At 70.5% G+C, this 15,472-nt stretch carries 14 protein-coding genes; 12 read left to right on the forward strand and 2 right to left on the reverse strand.

Features of this window, described 5'->3' with window-relative positions:
• Positions 1–71: 71 nt before the first annotated feature.
• Positions 72–3,605 (forward strand): DNA polymerase III subunit alpha, encoded by a 3,534-nt coding sequence (gene dnaE, locus JIG36_RS06880; RefSeq protein WP_203375198.1) that lies wholly within the window; start codon positions 72–74, stop codon positions 3,603–3,605.
• Positions 3,606–3,625: 20 nt separating this feature from the next.
• Positions 3,626–4,516: a hypothetical protein gene (locus tag JIG36_RS06885; RefSeq protein ID WP_203375199.1), complete on the forward strand. Its 891-nt coding sequence runs from the start codon at positions 3,626–3,628 to the stop codon at positions 4,514–4,516.
• 76 nt (positions 4,517–4,592) lie between these two features.
• On the opposite strand, the gene JIG36_RS06890 is transcribed toward JIG36_RS06885, so the two are convergent.
• Entirely contained in the window at positions 4,593–5,300 is a 708-nt protein-coding gene (locus tag JIG36_RS06890) for an LON peptidase substrate-binding domain-containing protein (RefSeq protein ID WP_203375200.1), read from the reverse strand.
• A gap of 123 nt (positions 5,301–5,423) precedes the next feature.
• Here JIG36_RS06890 and hisD point away from each other — a divergent pair, with 123 nt between their 5' ends.
• The 7 genes from hisD to priA all read left to right on the forward strand — a co-directional run bounded on the left by hisD (position 5,424) and on the right by priA (position 10,560).
• Positions 5,424–6,746 (forward strand): histidinol dehydrogenase, encoded by a 1,323-nt coding sequence (hisD, locus tag JIG36_RS06895; protein WP_203375201.1) that lies wholly within the window; start codon positions 5,424–5,426, stop codon positions 6,744–6,746.
• A gap of 190 nt (positions 6,747–6,936) precedes the next feature.
• Positions 6,937–8,001 carry a histidinol-phosphate transaminase gene (locus JIG36_RS06900; protein ID WP_203375202.1) on the forward strand — a complete coding sequence of 355 codons (1,065 nt, stop codon included), beginning with the start codon at positions 6,937–6,939 and terminating at the stop codon, positions 7,999–8,001.
• Entirely contained in the window at positions 7,998–8,609 is a 612-nt protein-coding gene (gene hisB / locus JIG36_RS06905) for an imidazoleglycerol-phosphate dehydratase HisB (protein WP_203375203.1), read from the forward strand. The genes JIG36_RS06900 and hisB overlap by 4 nt, the downstream gene beginning before the upstream one ends.
• Positions 8,609–8,755, forward strand: a complete 147-nt coding sequence (locus JIG36_RS06910; protein ID WP_203375204.1) for a CG2302 family histidine operon protein — start codon at positions 8,609–8,611, stop codon at positions 8,753–8,755. Before hisB ends, JIG36_RS06910 begins: the two co-directional genes overlap by 1 nt.
• Complete coding sequence (gene hisH, locus JIG36_RS06915) at positions 8,755–9,369, forward strand: imidazole glycerol phosphate synthase subunit HisH (protein WP_203375205.1); 615 nt, start codon at positions 8,755–8,757, stop codon at positions 9,367–9,369. Before JIG36_RS06910 ends, hisH begins: the two co-directional genes overlap by 1 nt.
• 3 nt (positions 9,370–9,372) lie before the next feature.
• Positions 9,373–9,693 (forward strand): hypothetical protein, encoded by a 321-nt coding sequence (locus JIG36_RS06920; RefSeq protein WP_203375206.1) that lies wholly within the window; start codon positions 9,373–9,375, stop codon positions 9,691–9,693.
• Positions 9,694–9,834: 141 nt separating this feature from the next.
• Positions 9,835–10,560: a bifunctional 1-(5-phosphoribosyl)-5-((5-phosphoribosylamino)methylideneamino)imidazole-4-carboxamide isomerase/phosphoribosylanthranilate isomerase PriA gene (priA, locus tag JIG36_RS06925; RefSeq protein WP_203375207.1), complete on the forward strand. Its 726-nt coding sequence runs from the start codon at positions 9,835–9,837 to the stop codon at positions 10,558–10,560.
• A gap of 92 nt (positions 10,561–10,652) precedes the next feature.
• On the opposite strand, the gene JIG36_RS06930 is transcribed toward priA, so the two are convergent.
• Positions 10,653–11,555 (reverse strand): LysR family transcriptional regulator, encoded by a 903-nt coding sequence (locus JIG36_RS06930; protein ID WP_203375208.1) that lies wholly within the window; start codon positions 11,553–11,555, stop codon positions 10,653–10,655.
• Positions 11,556–11,627: 72 nt separating this feature from the next.
• Here JIG36_RS06930 and JIG36_RS06935 point away from each other — a divergent pair, with 72 nt between their 5' ends.
• From JIG36_RS06935 to JIG36_RS06945, 3 genes are all read left to right on the forward strand, one after another.
• A complete protein-coding gene (locus JIG36_RS06935) occupies positions 11,628–12,503 on the forward strand; it encodes an EamA family transporter (protein ID WP_203375209.1) in 876 nt (291 codons plus the stop codon).
• Positions 12,500–13,261 carry an imidazole glycerol phosphate synthase subunit HisF gene (hisF, locus tag JIG36_RS06940; RefSeq protein WP_203375210.1) on the forward strand — a complete coding sequence of 254 codons (762 nt, stop codon included), beginning with the start codon at positions 12,500–12,502 and terminating at the stop codon, positions 13,259–13,261. The genes JIG36_RS06935 and hisF overlap by 4 nt, the downstream gene beginning before the upstream one ends.
• Positions 13,262–13,648: 387 nt before the next feature.
• Entirely contained in the window at positions 13,649–15,472 is a 1,824-nt protein-coding gene (locus tag JIG36_RS06945; RefSeq protein WP_203375211.1) for an AMP-dependent synthetase/ligase, read from the forward strand.

A 15,472-nucleotide genomic window follows, 5' to 3' on the forward strand; every position in this document is an offset into this window, starting at 1 on the left:
CGTGTAGCCCTCGTTCTTGTCGGGGGGTCCGGCTAAAGTCGCTGGGTCGTCACAACTTAAGGGGGCCCGGGGTGTCTGACTCGTTCGTGCATCTCCACGTGCACACCGAGTATTCGATGCTCGACGGGGCAGCCCGGGTGAAGGAACTTCTGGCCGAGGCCAGACGGCTGGGCATGCCGGCCGCCGCCATCACCGACCACGGCAACATGCACGGGGCCTACGACTTCTACACCCAGGCCAAGGCGGCCGAGGTCATCCCGGTGATCGGCGTCGAGGCCTATGTCGCGCCCGACTCGCGCGACAACAAGAGCCGCGTCAAGTGGGGCCGTCCCGAGCAGAAGAGCGACGACATCTCGGGTAACGGCGCATACACCCACATGACCATGTGGGCCCGCAACGCCGTCGGCTTGAAGAACCTCTTCCGGCTCAACTCGCGCGCCTCGATCGAGGGCCAGCTCGGCAAATATCCGCGCATGGACTTCGACATCATCGCCGAGCACGCCGAGGGCATCATGGGCACCACCGGCTGCCCGTCCGGCGCGGTGCAGACCCGGCTGCGGCTCGGCCAGTTCGACGAGGCGCTGAAGTCGGCCGCGAAATACCAGGAAGCCCTCGGCAAGGACAACTACTTCCTCGAGATCATGGACCACGGTCTGTCCATCGAGAAGCGGGTCCGCGACGGCCTTCTCGAGATCGGGCAGAAACTCGGCATCCCGCCGCTGGTCACCAACGACTCCCACTACACGCACGAGTCGCAGGCCTCGGCCCACGACGTGCTGCTGTGCGTGCAGACCGGCAGCAACGTGGCCGACCCCAACCGGTTCCGGTTCGACGGCGCGGGCTATTTCGTGAAGTCGGCCGACCAGATGCGCGCGGTCGACTCGTCCGAGGCCTGGCAGGAGGGCTGCCGCAACACGCTGCTGGTGGCCGAGAAGGTGGACACCGAGGGGATGTTCACCTTCAAGAACCTGATGCCCCGGTTCCCGATCCCCGACGGTTACACCGAAGAGGAATACTTCCGCCACGTCGCCTACGAGGGTCTGCGCTTCCGCTTCCCCGACGGCATCCCCGACACGCACGTCAAGCAGGCCGAATACGAGCTCGGCGTGATCATCCAGATGGGCTTCCCGGCCTACTTCCTGGTGGTCGCCGACTTCATCCAGTGGTCCAAGCGCAACGGCATCGCGGTCGGCCCCGGCCGTGGCTCGGCCGCGGGCTCGCTGGTGGCCTACGCGATGGGCATCACCGACCTCGACCCCCTGCCCCACGGCCTGATCTTCGAGCGGTTCCTCAACCCCGAGCGCATCTCGATGCCCGATGTCGACATCGACTTCGACGAGCGCCGCCGCGGTGAGGTCATCAAATACGTGACCGACCGCTGGGGCGACGACAAGGTCGCCCAGATCGCCACCTTCGGCACGATCAAGGCCAAGGCCGCGATCAAAGACTCCGCCCGCGTGCTGGGCTACCCGTTCGCGGTCGGCGACCGGATCACCAAGGCGCTCCCGCCCGACGTCATGGGCAAGGGCATCCCGCTGTCCGGCATCTTCGACAAGGAACACAAGCGCTACAGCGAGGCCGGCGAGGTCCGCACGCTCTACGAGACCGACCCCGACGTCAAGAAGGTGATCGACACCGCGCGCGGCATCGAGGGCCTGATCCGCCAGACCGGTGTGCACGCCGCCGGCGTCATCATGTCGGCCGAGCCGATCATCGACCACATCCCGCTGATGCGCCGCGCCTCCGACGGCGTCATCATCACGCAGTTCGACTATCCGACCTGCGAGACGCTCGGCCTGCTCAAGATGGACTTCCTGGGCCTGCGCAACCTGACGATCCTCGACGACGCGGTCAAGAACATCAAGCTCAACCACGACCTCGACCTCGACCTGCTGGCGCTGCCGCTCGACGACAAACCGGCCTACGAGCTGCTGGCCCGCGGCGACACGCTCGGCGTGTTCCAGCTCGACGGCGGGCCCATGCGCTCGCTGCTGCGCCTGATGAAGCCCGACAACTTCGAAGACATCTCGGCCGTCCTGGCGCTCTACCGGCCCGGCCCGATGGGCGTCGAGTCGCACACCAACTACGCGCTCCGCAAGAACAAACTGCAGGACATCACGCCCATCCACCCCGAGCTCGAGGAGCCGCTGCGCGAGATCCTCGAACCCACGTACGGGCTGATCGTCTATCAGGAGCAGGTGCAGCGCGCCGCGCAGATCCTCGCCGGTTACAGCCTCGGCCAGGCCGACCTGCTCCGCCGCGCCATGGGTAAGAAGAAGAAGGAGATCCTCGACAAGGAGTTCGGCCCGTTCCAGCAGGGCTGCATCGACCACGGATACTCCAAGGAGGCCATCCAGGCGGTGTGGGACGTGCTGGTCCCGTTCGCGGGCTACGCGTTCAACAAGGCCCACTCCGCCGCGTACGGCCTGGTGTCCTACTGGACGGCCTATCTCAAGGCCCACTACCCGGCCGAATACATGGGTGGTCTGCTGACCAGCGTCGGCGACGACAAGGACAAGATGGCGATGTACCTGGCCGAGTGCCGGCGCATGGGCATCCAGGTCCTCCCGCCCGACGTCAACGAGTCGGCCGGTCCGTTCACCCCGGTCGGCAAAGACATCCGCTTCGGCTTGGCCGCCGTGCGCAACGTCGGCAACAACGTCGTCGAGGCGATCGCCCGCTGCCGCGAGGAGAAGGGCAAGTATCAGGACTTCTACGACTTCCTGTCCAAGGTCGACGCCGTCGCCTGCAACAAGAAGACGATTGAATCCCTGATCAAGGCGGGCGCGTTCGACTCGATGGGCCACAGCCGCAAGGGGCTGCTGGCCGTGCACGCCGAGGCGATCGACGCGTACGCCGACGTCAAGCGCAACGAGGCGGCCGGCCAGTTCGACCTGTTCGGCGCGTTCGGCGACACCGAAGGCGGCAGCTCGGCCACCGTGGCCATGCCCCCGATCGGCGACTCCGAGTGGGACAAGCGCGACAAGCTGGCGTTCGAGCGCGAGATGCTCGGCCTCTACGTCTCCGACCACCCGCTCGCGGGCCTCGAGCAGTTGCTGCACAACGCAGCCGACACCACGATCGCCGCGCTGAACGAGGAGGGCTCGGTCCCCGACGGCCAGGTCGTCACGCTGGCCGGCATCCTCACCGGCGTGCAGCGCCGCATCACCAAGCAGGGCCGCGCGTGGGCCTCGGCCACACTCGAAGACCTGGCCGGCGGCGTCGAGGCGCTGTTCTTCCCGAACACCTACGAGGTGATCGGCCAGTTCATCGCCGAAGACGCGATCGTGGTGGTCAAGGGCCGGGTCGACCGGCGCGACGACACCCCGCGCATCATGGCGATGGACATGTCGCTGCCCGACATCAGCACCAACCCCGACAGCAAGCCGGTCACGCTGACCATGCCGATCACCCGGTGCACGCCGCCGCTGGTCTCCGAGCTCAAAGACATCTTGAAGAGCCACCCCGGCGAGTCCGAGGTGCACGTCCACCTGCAGAACGGCAGCCGCACGACGATTCTGCGGCTGGGCGCGGTGCGGGTCGCGCCGACCCCGGCGCTGCGGGCCGACCTCAAGATGATCCTCGGCCCGTCCGCGGTGGCCTGACGGTCTGGCAGGATCGTAGGGTGAACGCGAGTCAGGAACCGTCGCCGCATCAGCCCGGCGAACACCCGTCGCCCGAGGCCGGCGGCACGGTGGGCTACGGGACACCCCCACCCGCATCGGTGGAGGGCGGCTACGGGCTCGCTCATCCGTCGGGGCCGGTCGGCTTCGCCCGGTCGTTCAGCATGCGCATGTCGGAGCGACGGCCGTGGAAGCGCACGCTCGCCGTCACGGTGATCTGTGCCCTGGTGATCCTCGCCCTGGGCGGCCCGCTGGGTCTGCTGTGGCGGGCGCTCGCGCCCGACGTGCCGGTGATCAACACGGGTCAGGGCGGCATCGTGGTCAACGATCCGTCCCCCGAGGAGTTCATCGCCGCCGACGGCTGGTTCACGCTGCTCGGCCTCGGCTTCGGGCTGCTCGTCTCGATCGTCGCGTGGCTGGTGCTGCGCCGCGACCGGGGCCCGTTCCTGCTGCTCTCGGTCGTGCTGGGCACGCTCGGGGCGGGCTGGCTGGTGGCGCCGTGGGCGGGCGAGCTGATGGGCCGGTCCGGCTACGAGAGCTGGATGGAGACGGCCCAGCGGGGCGCGACGTACATGGCTCCGCCCGAGGTGCATTCGCTCGGGCCGACGCTGGTCCCCGCGTTCGCGGCGGCGATCGTGCTGACGCTGATGGCCGGCTGGTCCAACGACCCCGACCTCGACCACCCGGGCGCGAAGCCCGGCTACGGCCCGAACAGCGAATATGCGGAAGGGTTGCCCGCTGAGGGCTACCCGCAGGCGCACTGGTCGGGCACCGACCCGGCCCCCGGTAACCCGTCGTCGCCCTGGCCGGGCGACGGCACCTCGCCGGCTGAGGGCTATCCGTCCCCGGGCCGCCCCGGCTCGGGTGGCGCCCCGACCGAGCCGCGCGGCTAGCCGCAGCCGGGCCACCGACCTCGCCTCGTTATCGGCGCGTACGGCACCGCTGCCGGGCGAGTTGCTTACGGCCTGGTCAGTTGGGGCTGGCCGGGCGGGCCAGGTCGCTCAGCGGCACCGGGACCGCCCGCACCCGGGCCAGCAGGCCCGCTTCGCGGTTGAGCAGCTTGAGCTCGGTGCGCAGCCGGGTGGCGGTGTCGGGCGCCGACAGCAGCAGCTGACGCTCGTCGGTGGTGAGCTGGGCGGTGGCGGCGATCAGGTGGGAGAGCACGGTCGCGTCGGCCGGCACGGCGTCGAGGCCCTCGGAGTCGGGGCGCAGCAGTTCGAGGTAGCCCCGGAAGGCGGCCAGGGCCCGCGGCGCCAGCAGCTCGGCCGTCTCGTCGGCGGACTCCTCGGGCAGCCACTCGACGTCGGCCGTCAGGTAGGGCTCGTCGCCCTGGCGGACGTCTTTGACCGTGAACCGGCGGCGGCCCACGGTCATGATGTCGTAGCGGCCGTCGGGCAGCTCGGTGACCTGGCGCAGTTCGGCGGTGCAGCCGGTGGGGTAGAGGTCGTCGGCGACGATCGGAGCCGTCTCGGGGGTCGGGCCGTCGGCGCCCTCGGGGGCCGGGGCCTCGGCGCCCCGGCGCAGCGTGACCACGCCGAACTCGTGCGGGCCGTCCTCGGGGCTGGCCACGAGCTCGCGCACGAGCGTGCGGTAGCGCTCCTCGAAGATGTGCAGGGGCAGCACAAGGCCGGGGAACAGCACCGTACCCAGCGGGAACACCGGTAGCCGCTTGCTCACGGGTTCAGCCTATCGGTCGGCCCCCCATGGTCAACCCGCCGCCACCGGGTGATCGCCGTCCCAAGTCTCGGGCCGGCCTGCGGCGGAGAAGGTTTCGTCGGAGGTTCCGCCTAGACTGGCGGCGTGCTGAATCGGATCGACCTGCGCGGCTCCACCCGTGACCCGCGAGGCCTGCTGCCCCGTGCCCAGCTCGACGTCTCCGTGGCCGTCGAGCAGATCCGTCCGGTCGTCGAGGCGGTCCATCAGCACGGCTTCTCCGCGATCCGCGAGGCGACCGAGCGGTTCGACGGCGTCCTGCTCGACCGGCTGCGGGTGCCCGCCGCTGCGATTGCCGCCGCCGCCCAGACGCTCGAACCCGACGTACGGGCCGCTCTGGAAGTGGCGATCGAGCGCGCGCGCAAGGTGCACGCCGATCAGCGGCGCACCGACGTCACCACCCAGGTGGTCGACGGCGGCACGGTCACCGAGCGCTGGATCCCGGTCCGCCGGGTCGGGCTCTATGTCCCCGGCGGTCTCGCGGTCTATCCGTCCACCGTGGTCATGAACGTGGTGCCCGCGCAGGAGGCCGGCGTCGAGGGGCTGGTCGTGGCGAGCCCGCCGCAGAAGGAGAACAACGGCCTGCCCGACTCCCGGGTGCTGGCGGCGTGCGCGCTGCTCGGCGTCACCGAGGTCTACGCCGTCGGCGGCGCCCAGGCGATCGCCATGCTGGGCTACGGCGCCGACGGTGCCGACGAGGGCGACCGCTGTGAGCCGGTCGACGTGATCACCGGCCCGGGCAACATCTGGGTCACCGCGGCCAAGCGGATGCTGCGCGGCTTCGTGGGCATCGACGCCGAGGCGGGCCCGACCGAGATCGCCATCCTGGCCGACGACACGGCTGACCCGCGCCACGTCGCGGCCGACCTGATCAGCCAGGCCGAGCACGACCCGCTGGCCGCGAGCGTGCTGGTCACCGACTCCGAGGCGCTGGCCGCGGCGGTCGACACCGAACTGGTGCGCCAGGTCGCGAGCACGAAGCACGCGGCCCGGGTGCAGACGGCGCTGGCCGGCGAGCAGTCCGGGGTCGTGCTGGTCGACGACCTCGAGCAGGGCCTGCGGGTCGTCGACGCCTACGCGGCGGAACACCTCGAGATCCAGACCCGTGACGCGCGCGAGTGGGCCTTGCGGGTCCGCAACGCCGGGGCGATCTTCGTGGGGGCGTGGTCGCCGGTGTCGCTGGGTGACTATGCGGCCGGCTCCAACCACGTGCTGCCCACCGGCGGCTGCGCGCGCCACTCGTCGGGCCTGTCGGTGCAGTCGTTCCTGCGCGGCGTGCACGTCATCGAGTACGACGAGGCCGCGCTGCGCGATGTCGCCGGTCACGTGGTCGCGCTGGCCAACGCCGAAGACCTGCCCGCGCACGGCGACGCCGTCCAGGCGCGCTTCCCGGCGGGAGAGCAGGCGTGAAGCGCGGCGAGCCTGTCCAGGCGCTTCCCGGCGGGAGAGCAGGCGTGAAGCGCGGCGAGCCTGTCCAGGCGCTTCCCGGCGGGAGAGCAGGCGTGAAGCGCGGCGAGCCTGTCCAGGCGCTTCCCGGCGGGAGAGCAGGCGTGAAATGCGGCGAGGCGGTCCAGGCGCGATTCCCCGGGGGTGGACAAGCGTGACGACCATCGACGATCTGCCCATCCGGGATGATCTGCGGGGCAAGACGCCGTACGGGGCTCCGCAGCTCGATGTCGCGGTCCGGCTGAACACCAACGAGAACTCGTACCCGCTGCCCGACGCCGTGGTCGACGCCATCGCCAAGGCCGTGCAGTCCGAGCTGCGCGACCTCAACCGCTATCCCGACCGCGACGCCGTGGCGCTGCGGGCCGACCTCGCCGACTATCTCGGTCTCGGCCTGACCAGCGCCAACACGTGGGCGGCGAACGGCTCCAACGAGATCCAGCAGCAGCTGTTGCAGGCGTTCGCCGGTCCGGGCCGCACCGCGCTCGGCTTCGGCCCGTCCTATTCGATGCACCCGCTGCTGGCTCAGGGCACGGGCAGCCGGTGGGTGGGCGCGCTGCGCGACCCCGACTTCGGGCTGACCCCGGCGGCGGCGCTGGCCCAGATCGAGGAGCACGACCCCGATCTGATCTTCCTGTGCTCGCCCAACAACCCGACCGGCACCGCGCTCGACCCCGAGGTCGTCACGGCCGTGCTCGAGGCGGCCCGCGGCATGGTGATCGTCGACGAGGCGTACGCGGAATTCGCCCGCCCCGGCATCCCGAGCGCGCTCACCCTGCTGCCCGGCCACCCGCGTCTGGTCGTCACCCGCACGATGAGCAAGGCGTTCGGGTTCGCCGGCGGCCGCCTGGGCTATCTGGCCGCCGACCCGGCCGTGGTCGACGCGGTGCAGCTGGTCCGCCTGCCCTACCACCTGTCCGCGCTCACCCAGGCCGCGGCCCGGGCGGCCCTGGCCCAGCGTGACGCACTGCTCGCCACCGTCGAGGTGATCAAGGAGCAGCGTGACCGCATCGTCACCACGCTGCGTGAGCGAGGCTTCAGAACCGCCGACAGTGACGCCAACTTCGTGCTGTTCGAGGTCGGCGGCGATCAGAAAATCGCCTGGCAGCGGCTGCTCGACCGTGGTGTGCTCATCCGCGACGTCGGCCTGCCCGGCTGGCTGCGGGTCACCGCCGGAACTCCCGCCGAGACCGATGCTTTCCTGGAGGCACTGAAGTGAGCCGCACCGCGCGCGTCGAGCGCGTCACCAACGAGACCAAGGTGCTCGTCGAGATCGACCTCGACGGCACCGGCAAGGGCGACCTGAGCACGGGCGTCGGCTTCTACGACCACATGCTCAACCAGCTCGCCCGGCACGGCGGCTTCGACCTCACGGTGCGGTGCGAGGGCGACCTCGAGATCGACGCCCACCACACGATGGAAGACACGGCCATCACGCTCGGCGAGGCGTTCGCCCGCGCGCTGGGTGACAAGGCGGGCATCCGGCGCTACGGCGCGGCCACCATCCCGATGGACGAGGTGCTGGTGCGGGCCGCGGTCGACCTCTCCGGCCGGCCCTACATCGTGCACGACGAGCCCGAGCTGGCGCCGTACATCGGCCCGGTCTACCCGACCAGCATGACCCGGCACATCTTCGAGTCGTTCGGTCACGCCGCGAAGCTCACCCTGCACGTCAGCGTGCTCCGGGCGGCCCGCGACGGCGGCAAACCCGACGCCCACCACGTCGTCGAGACCCAGTTCAAGGCGTTCTCGCGGGCGCTGCGCGAGGCCGTCGAGATCGACCCGCGCAACGCCGGTCAGCTGCCCTCCACCAAGGGCGTGCTGTGATGGCGATCGTGCTGTTCCTCGTGGCCGGCTTCCTGGTCGGCGGAGTGATCCAGCTCGTCCGCTCGGGGGCCACCAAGTTCAGCATCGGCCTGGTCGGGGCGCTCGCCGCTCTGGCCACGGCCGGCGGCATCCTGTGGTCGATCTGATGACCGACGTGGTGGTGCTCGACTACGGATCGGGCAATCTGCGGTCGGCGGAACGAGCCGTGGCCCGCACGGGCGTGAACGTCACCGTGACGAGTGACCTCAACGCCGCGGCCGAGGCGGACGGCCTGGTCGTGCCGGGCGTGGGGGCCTACGCGGCGTGCATGGCCGGCATCGAGGAGATCGACGCCGGTCCGATGATCGCGGCCCGGGTCGCGGCCGGTCGCCCGGTGCTCGGCATCTGCGTGGGCATGCAGATCCTGTTCGAGGCCGGTGTCGAGCACGGCGTCGAGACCAAGGGGCTGGGTCTGCTGCCCGGCGTGGTCAACCGGCTGACCGCCGAGCGCATCCCGCACATGGGCTGGAACACGGTCGACGTCGCCCCGGGCTCGCGGCTGTTCGACGGGTTGCCCGGTGACGCCCGGTTCTACTTCGTCCACTCGTACGCCGCCAACGACCTCGACGCGCTGCAGGACGCGAAGGTGACCACGGCCAGTCACGACCGGCCGTTCGCGGCGGCGGTCGAGGCCGGCCCGCTCAGCGCCGCCCAGTTCCACCCCGAGAAGTCGGGCGACGCGGGCTACGCGCTGCTGCGCAACTGGGTCTCCGGTCTGTAGGACATGTCGAAGGAGCGTGCACGGCGGCGCGAGGCACGCCTCGCCGTGCTGGAGAAGGAGAAGGCGGCCCGGGCCCGCAAGGTGGCGCGGCGTCAGCGCCGGCGTCAGCTGGTCCGGCGCCTGACCCCGACCACCCGTAACGCCGGGCGGCTGCATCGCCGCAGCCGGGGCGAGCGGCTCGGCATCCTGCTCGTGCCCGCGGTGGCCATCGCCGCGGTCTGGCTGTTCGTGCCCGAGATGTCGCTGCGGATCGTGCTCACCGCGGTGCTCGTTCTCGCCGCGCCGGCCCTCGTGGTCGTCGTCCTCGGCCGCAAGGCCGGCTGAGACTTCCTGTTGTGCGACCTTTGCCGGGCCGTGAGCGGGCTGACCTGACACCTGGGCCGGGCCGTGAGGCCTGCTCACCTGACACCGAGACCCGGGCTCGGCCGCGAGGCCGGCCGACACCGACACCTGGAGAAGAAGAACATGACGCTTGAGCTGCTGCCCGCCGTCGACGTCGCGGACGGTCAGGCCGTCCGCCTCGTGCAGGGCGCCGCCGGCTCCGAGACGGCCTACGGCGATCCGCTCGAGGCCGCGCTGGCCTGGCAGAACGACGGCGCCGAGTGGGTGCACCTGGTCGACCTCGACGCGGCGTTCGGGCGCGGCTCCAACGCCGAGCTGCTGGCCGGGGTGGTCGGCCGGCTCGACGTCAAGGTGGAGCTGTCCGGCGGGATCCGGGACGACGAGTCGCTGACCCGGGCCCTGGCCACCGGCTGCGCCCGGGTCAACATCGGCACCGCCGCGCTCGAAGACCCGGAGTGGTGCGACCGGGTGGTGGCCGAGTACGGCGACCGCGTCGCGATCGGCCTCGACGTGCGCGGCCGCACCCTGTCGGCGCGCGGCTGGACCCGCGACGGCGGCGACCTGTACGAGGTGCTGGCCCGGCTCGACAAGGCGGGCGCGTCCCGCTACGTCGTCACCGACATCACCAAGGACGGCACCATGCGCGGTCCCAACCTCGACCTGCTGCGCGAGGTGTGCGCGGCCACCGACAAGCCGGTGATCGCCAGCGGTGGGGTGTCCACGCTGGACGACCTGCGGGCCCTGGCGACGCTGGAGCCGGTCGGGGTCGAGGGTGTGATCGCCGGAAAGGCGCTCTATGCGGGCGCGTTCACCGTGCGGCAGGCGCTGGACGTGCTCGCCCAGCCCTGACCGGTGGGTGCGGGGCGCGCGCGGCCGGCCGTTTCAACGCCGGTCGTGCGAGGCCGGCCGTTCTCGCGCCGGGCGTGCGTGGTCGGCTGATCTCACGCCGGGTGGGCCGAGCCGGCTCTGACCCATGACTGGCGCAGGGCCTCCACCGCCGCCCCGATGGCGGGACGGGCGGCGGAGGCCTCGCGCCAGGCGACCACGACCCGGCGCTTCGGCTCGGGCGTCACGTGCACCACCCGTACGCCCGGGGGAAGCTCTTTTGATCGTGCGAGCCGGGGAATGACCGCGACACCCAGCCCGGCCGCGATCAGGGTCAGCTGGGTCTCGAACTCGCCCACGTGGAAGTCGGGTTGCACGCCGGGGATCGCCCGCAGCAGCCACTGGTGGCAGACGTCGCCCGCCGGGGCCGCGATCCACCGCTCACCCAGGAGCTGGGAACGCGGCACCGTGTCACCGAACCGGTGGCCGCTCGGCACGATCAGGTCGGCCACGTCCCAGCCCAGCTCGACGTGGGCGACGCCGCTCGGATAGCGCAGCGCCACCTCGGGCCAGTCGTCGAGCACCGCCAGGTCGACGTGCCCCCGCTGCAGCACGTCGAGACCCTCGTGCGGGTTCACCTCGACCAGACCCGTGCTCAGCTGCGGGTGTTCCGAGGCGAGACGATGCAGCGCGTACGGGAGGAGGGCCCGGCAAGCCGTCGCGAACGCGGCCACCGTGAGCCGCCCGGTGACCGTGTCCCGGTGAGCGGCCAGCGCCGCTTCGGCCTCGTCGACGGTCGCGAGCACCTTCTCGGCGTGCCGGGCCAGCATCTGCCCGGCCTCGGTGAGCCGCAGCCGCCGCCCGTCCTTCTCGACGAGTGTGGTGCCGGTCTCGCGCTCGAGTTTCGACAGCTGCTGCGAGACCGCGGACGGCGTGCAGTGCAGCGCCTCGCCCGCCGCCACAACGGTCTTGTAGCTGGCCACGGCGTGCAGGGCGCGCAGACGGCCCAGGTCGATCATTCAGCCAGGCTACAACTTCGATGTAGCAGTATTCGATAGTGCTTAAGAGTCTCCGTGACCGACGCTGAGCGCATGAGACCACGGGACATCGGGCTGGCTGTCGCCGTCATGGCGATCTGGGGCTTCAACTTCGTCATGATCGAGACCGGCCTCGACCATTTCCCGCCGCTGCTCTTCAACGCGCTGCGCTTCACCCTGGCCGCGTTCCCGGCCGTGCTGTTCGTCGGCCGCCCGCAGGTGCCGTGGCGCTGGATCATCGCGGTCGGGCTGATCCTCGGTGTCACCAAGTTCTCGCTGCTGTTCGCGGGCATGGCGGCCGGGATGCCGGCCGGGCTGAGCTCGCTCGTGCTGCAGAGCCAGGCCGTCTTCACGGTGGTCTTCGCCGTGCTGCTGCTGCGCGAGCGGCCGCGCCCGGTGCAGATCACCGGCCTGCTGGTGGCGACCGCCGGGGTCGGCCTGGTGGCGACCCGCATGGGGGCCGCGTTCGGCGCCTTCCTGCTGATCGTCGGCGCCGCCGCCTGCTGGGGCCTGTCGAACATCGCCACCCGCAAGGCGTCCCCGCCCGACACGCTGCGCTTCATGGTGTGGGTGAGCGCCGTCGCGTCGGGCCCCCTGATCGTGCTGTCGTTGCTGGTCGACGGTCCCTCGGCCGACCTGGCGGCGGTGCGCTCGACCCCGGTCGACGCGTTGGTGGCGCTGCTCTACGTCGCCCTGATCTCGACCCTGGCCGGGTTCGCGGTCTGGGGCAACCTGCTCAACCGGTACGGGGCCTCGACCGTGGCGCCGTTCTCGATGCTGGTCCCGTTCTTCGGCATGGCCTCGGCCGCCGTCTTCCTGGGCGAGCGGATCCACGCCGTCGACGTCGCCGGGGGAGTGCTGGTGGTCGGCGGCATCCTGATCGGCCTACTGAAAAATCCCGTTCCGCGCCTGGTTAGGGTGGAGGCATGACGGTTGCCGTACGCGTGATCCCCTGCCTCGACGTGGACGCGGGACGCGTCGTCAAGGGGGTCAACTTCGTCGACCTGCGCGACGCCGGTGACCCGGTCGAGCTGGCCGCGGCCTACGACCAGGCCGGGGCCGACGAGCTGACCTTCCTCGACGTGACCGCCTCGTCCGACGACCGCGGCACGATGCTCGACGTGGTACGCCGTACGGCGGAATCGGTCTTCATCCCCCTGACCGTGGGCGGGGGCGTGCGCTCGGTCGGCAACGTCGACGTGCTGCTGCGGGCCGGCGCCGACAAGGTGGGCGTCAACACGGCGGCCATCGCCCGGCCCGAGCTGATCCGCGAGATCGCCGAGCGGTTCGGCAACCAGGTGCTGGTGCTCTCGCTCGACGTGCGGCGCTCCGCCGACCAGCCGAGCGGCTGGGAGGTCACCACACACGGCGGCCGGCGCAGCGCGGGCCTCGACGCGATCGAGTGGGCTTCGCGGGTCGCCGAGCTCGGCGCCGGGGAGATCCTGCTCAACTCGATGGACGCCGACGGCACGAAGGCCGGGTTTGACCTCGACCTGATCGCCGCCGTCCGCGCGGTGGTCGACATCCCGGTGATCGCAAGCGGCGGCGCCGGCGCGGTGGACCACTTCCCGCCCGCGGTGACCGCCGGAGCCGACGCGGTGCTGGCGGCCAGCGTCTTCCACTTCGGCGACCTGACCATCGGCGAGGTCAAGGAATCACTGCGCGAGGCCGGCAACCCCGTCCGCTGACATCGGCCGTAGGCAGTTACCTACTTTTCCCGCCACCACCCCGACCCCCCGCCCAGGGGGAATGCCGTGAACCCTAGACCCACCGGCCGACAGTTCAGCGCGTTATCCACAGGCGCGACCCTTTACATTGACTGGGAATGTACTGAGAACCCGCCCCCAGTGGCATGGGTCACGTTCCGTGCAAAAGGGCCGAAACTTTCCGGCCGCCTGCCCAGTGGGCACGTTTCACGTCGTGAGACGGCGCGCAGCCGCGGTCGATAGACTTGGGGGAAGATCCCCGGTCGCGGTCGGTGCCGGGGCGGCACTAGCCCTCCCGCCGCCGGGCCAATACCCTCTGGTTACTCAGAAGTTAACTCCCCCGCAAAATACGGACATAAGGCGGCGCCGATGGCAGTTGAGGTTCCCTACCGGTCGATCCCCGACATGTTCTTCAAGCGTGTGGCCGCCACTCCCAACGGCCAGGCGTTCGCCGTTCCGAACTCGGACGACACGGGCATGGTCTGGTTCACGTGGGCGCAGGTCGGCGAGCGCGCATCGGCGATCGCGGCGGGCCTTCGCGACCTCGGCGTCGGTCTCGAGGACAGGGTGGCGATCCTCTCCGGCACCCGCTTCGAGTGGGTTCTGGCCGACCTCGGCATCAACTGCGCCGGCGCCGCCACCACCACGGTCTATCCGACGACCGAGCCCGAGGACGCCAGCTACATCATCTCCAACTCCGGCTCCAAGGTGCTGATCGCGGAAGACGCGAAGCAGGCCCTGAAGATCGCGGGAGTCGACACCGACGTCACCCACGTCGTGCTGATCGACGGGCCGGCCGACGCGGGGGCGACGCCGCCGCAGATGACGCTGGCCGAGCTCGAGGAGCGGGGCGCGGCCGTCCTGCGCGACCGTCCCACCCTCATCGACGAGGTGGTCGAGAGCATCGGCCCCGACAACCTCGCCACCCTCATCTACACCTCCGGCACCACCGGGCGGCCCAAGGGTGTGCAGCTGCTGCACGCGGGCTGGACCTGGGAGGGCGTCGCCCAGCAGGACCTCGGCCTGTTCGAGTCGACCGACCTGCAATATCTCTGGCTGCCGCTGTCCCACTCGTTCGGCAAGACGCTGCTCTGCGGCATCATCCACGTGGGCGTCCCGACGTACGTGGACGGCCGCGTCGACAAGCTGGTCGACATGCTCTCGGTGGTCCAGCCGACGCTGATGTGCGCCGCGCCCCGCATCTTCGAGAAGGTCTACAACAAGACCGTCACCACGGCCCTGTCCGGCAGCCCGGCCAAGGTCAAGATCTTCCACTGGGCCGTCGCCACCGGCAAGCAGAAGGTCGAGCTCGAGCAGGCCGGCAAGCCCTTGCCGGGCGGCCTCAAGCTGAAATACGCGGTGGCCGAGCGTCTCGTGTTCTCGAAGCTGCAGACCCGTCTCGGCGGCCGGCTTCGGGTGCTGGTCAGCGGCTCGGCGCCGCTCAGCCGCGAGATCGCCGAGTTCTTCGCGGCGGCCAACCTTCCGATCATGGAGGGGTACGGCCTGACCGAGAGCAGCGCGGCCAACTTCGTGAACCGTCTCGACCGGCTCAAGATCGGTACGGTGGGCCTGCCGCTCGGTGACCTCGAATGCAAGATCGACTCGGACGGCGAGGTGCTGCTGCGCGGCAAGCCGGTCATGCGGGGCTACCACGACCTGCCCCAGGAGACCGCCGAGGCGTTCACCGAAGACGGCTTCCTGCGCACCGGCGACATCGGCGAGGTCGACCCGGACGGGTTCCTGCGCATCACCGACCGCAAGAAAGACCTGGTCAAGACGTCGGGCGGCAAATACATCGCCCCCAGTGCGATCGAGGGCCAGTTCAAGGCGGTCTGCCCCTACACCTCGCAGGCGGTCGTGGTCGGCCAGGCCCGCAACTTCGTCACCATGCTGATCTCGCTCGACGAAGACGCGATCAAGGGCTGGGCGGCCGGTGGCCCGCTCGCCGGCAAGAGCTACGAAGAGATCGTCGTCGCCCCCGAGACCGAGAAGATGGTCGAGGGCTACGTGGCCGAGCTCAACGCCAAGCTCAACCGCTGGGAGACGATCAAGAAGTTCGCGATCCTCCCGCGCGACCTCAGCATCGAGGCCGGCGAGATCACGCCCTCGATGAAGATCAAGCGGCGCTCGGTCGAGACCAACTTCTCCGAGCAGATCGACAAGATGTACGCGGGTTCCCTCGCGCAGATCTGA

The sequence above is a fragment of the Paractinoplanes ovalisporus genome, assembly GCF_016834655.1.
GTDB lineage: Bacteria > Actinomycetota > Actinomycetes > Mycobacteriales > Micromonosporaceae > Actinoplanes > Actinoplanes ovalisporus.

Excerpts from the sequence above, each read along its gene's own strand:
- JIG36_RS06930 (WP_203375208.1), bottom strand. The coding sequence starts at position 11,555 with ATGATCGACCTGGGCCGTCTGCGCGCCCTGCACGCCGTGGCCAGCTAC.
- JIG36_RS06910 (WP_203375204.1), top strand. The coding sequence starts at position 8,609 with ATGGCGATCGTGCTGTTCCTCGTGGCCGGCTTCCTGGTCGGCGGAGTG.
- hisH (WP_203375205.1), top strand. The coding sequence starts at position 8,755 with ATGACCGACGTGGTGGTGCTCGACTACGGATCGGGCAATCTGCGGTCG.
- JIG36_RS06920 (WP_203375206.1), top strand. The coding sequence starts at position 9,373 with ATGTCGAAGGAGCGTGCACGGCGGCGCGAGGCACGCCTCGCCGTGCTG.
- priA (WP_203375207.1), top strand. The coding sequence starts at position 9,835 with ATGACGCTTGAGCTGCTGCCCGCCGTCGACGTCGCGGACGGTCAGGCC.
- JIG36_RS06945 (WP_203375211.1), top strand. The coding sequence starts at position 13,649 with ATGGCAGTTGAGGTTCCCTACCGGTCGATCCCCGACATGTTCTTCAAG.
- JIG36_RS06935 (WP_203375209.1), top strand. The coding sequence starts at position 11,628 with ATGAGACCACGGGACATCGGGCTGGCTGTCGCCGTCATGGCGATCTGG.
- hisF (WP_203375210.1), top strand. The coding sequence starts at position 12,500 with ATGACGGTTGCCGTACGCGTGATCCCCTGCCTCGACGTGGACGCGGGA.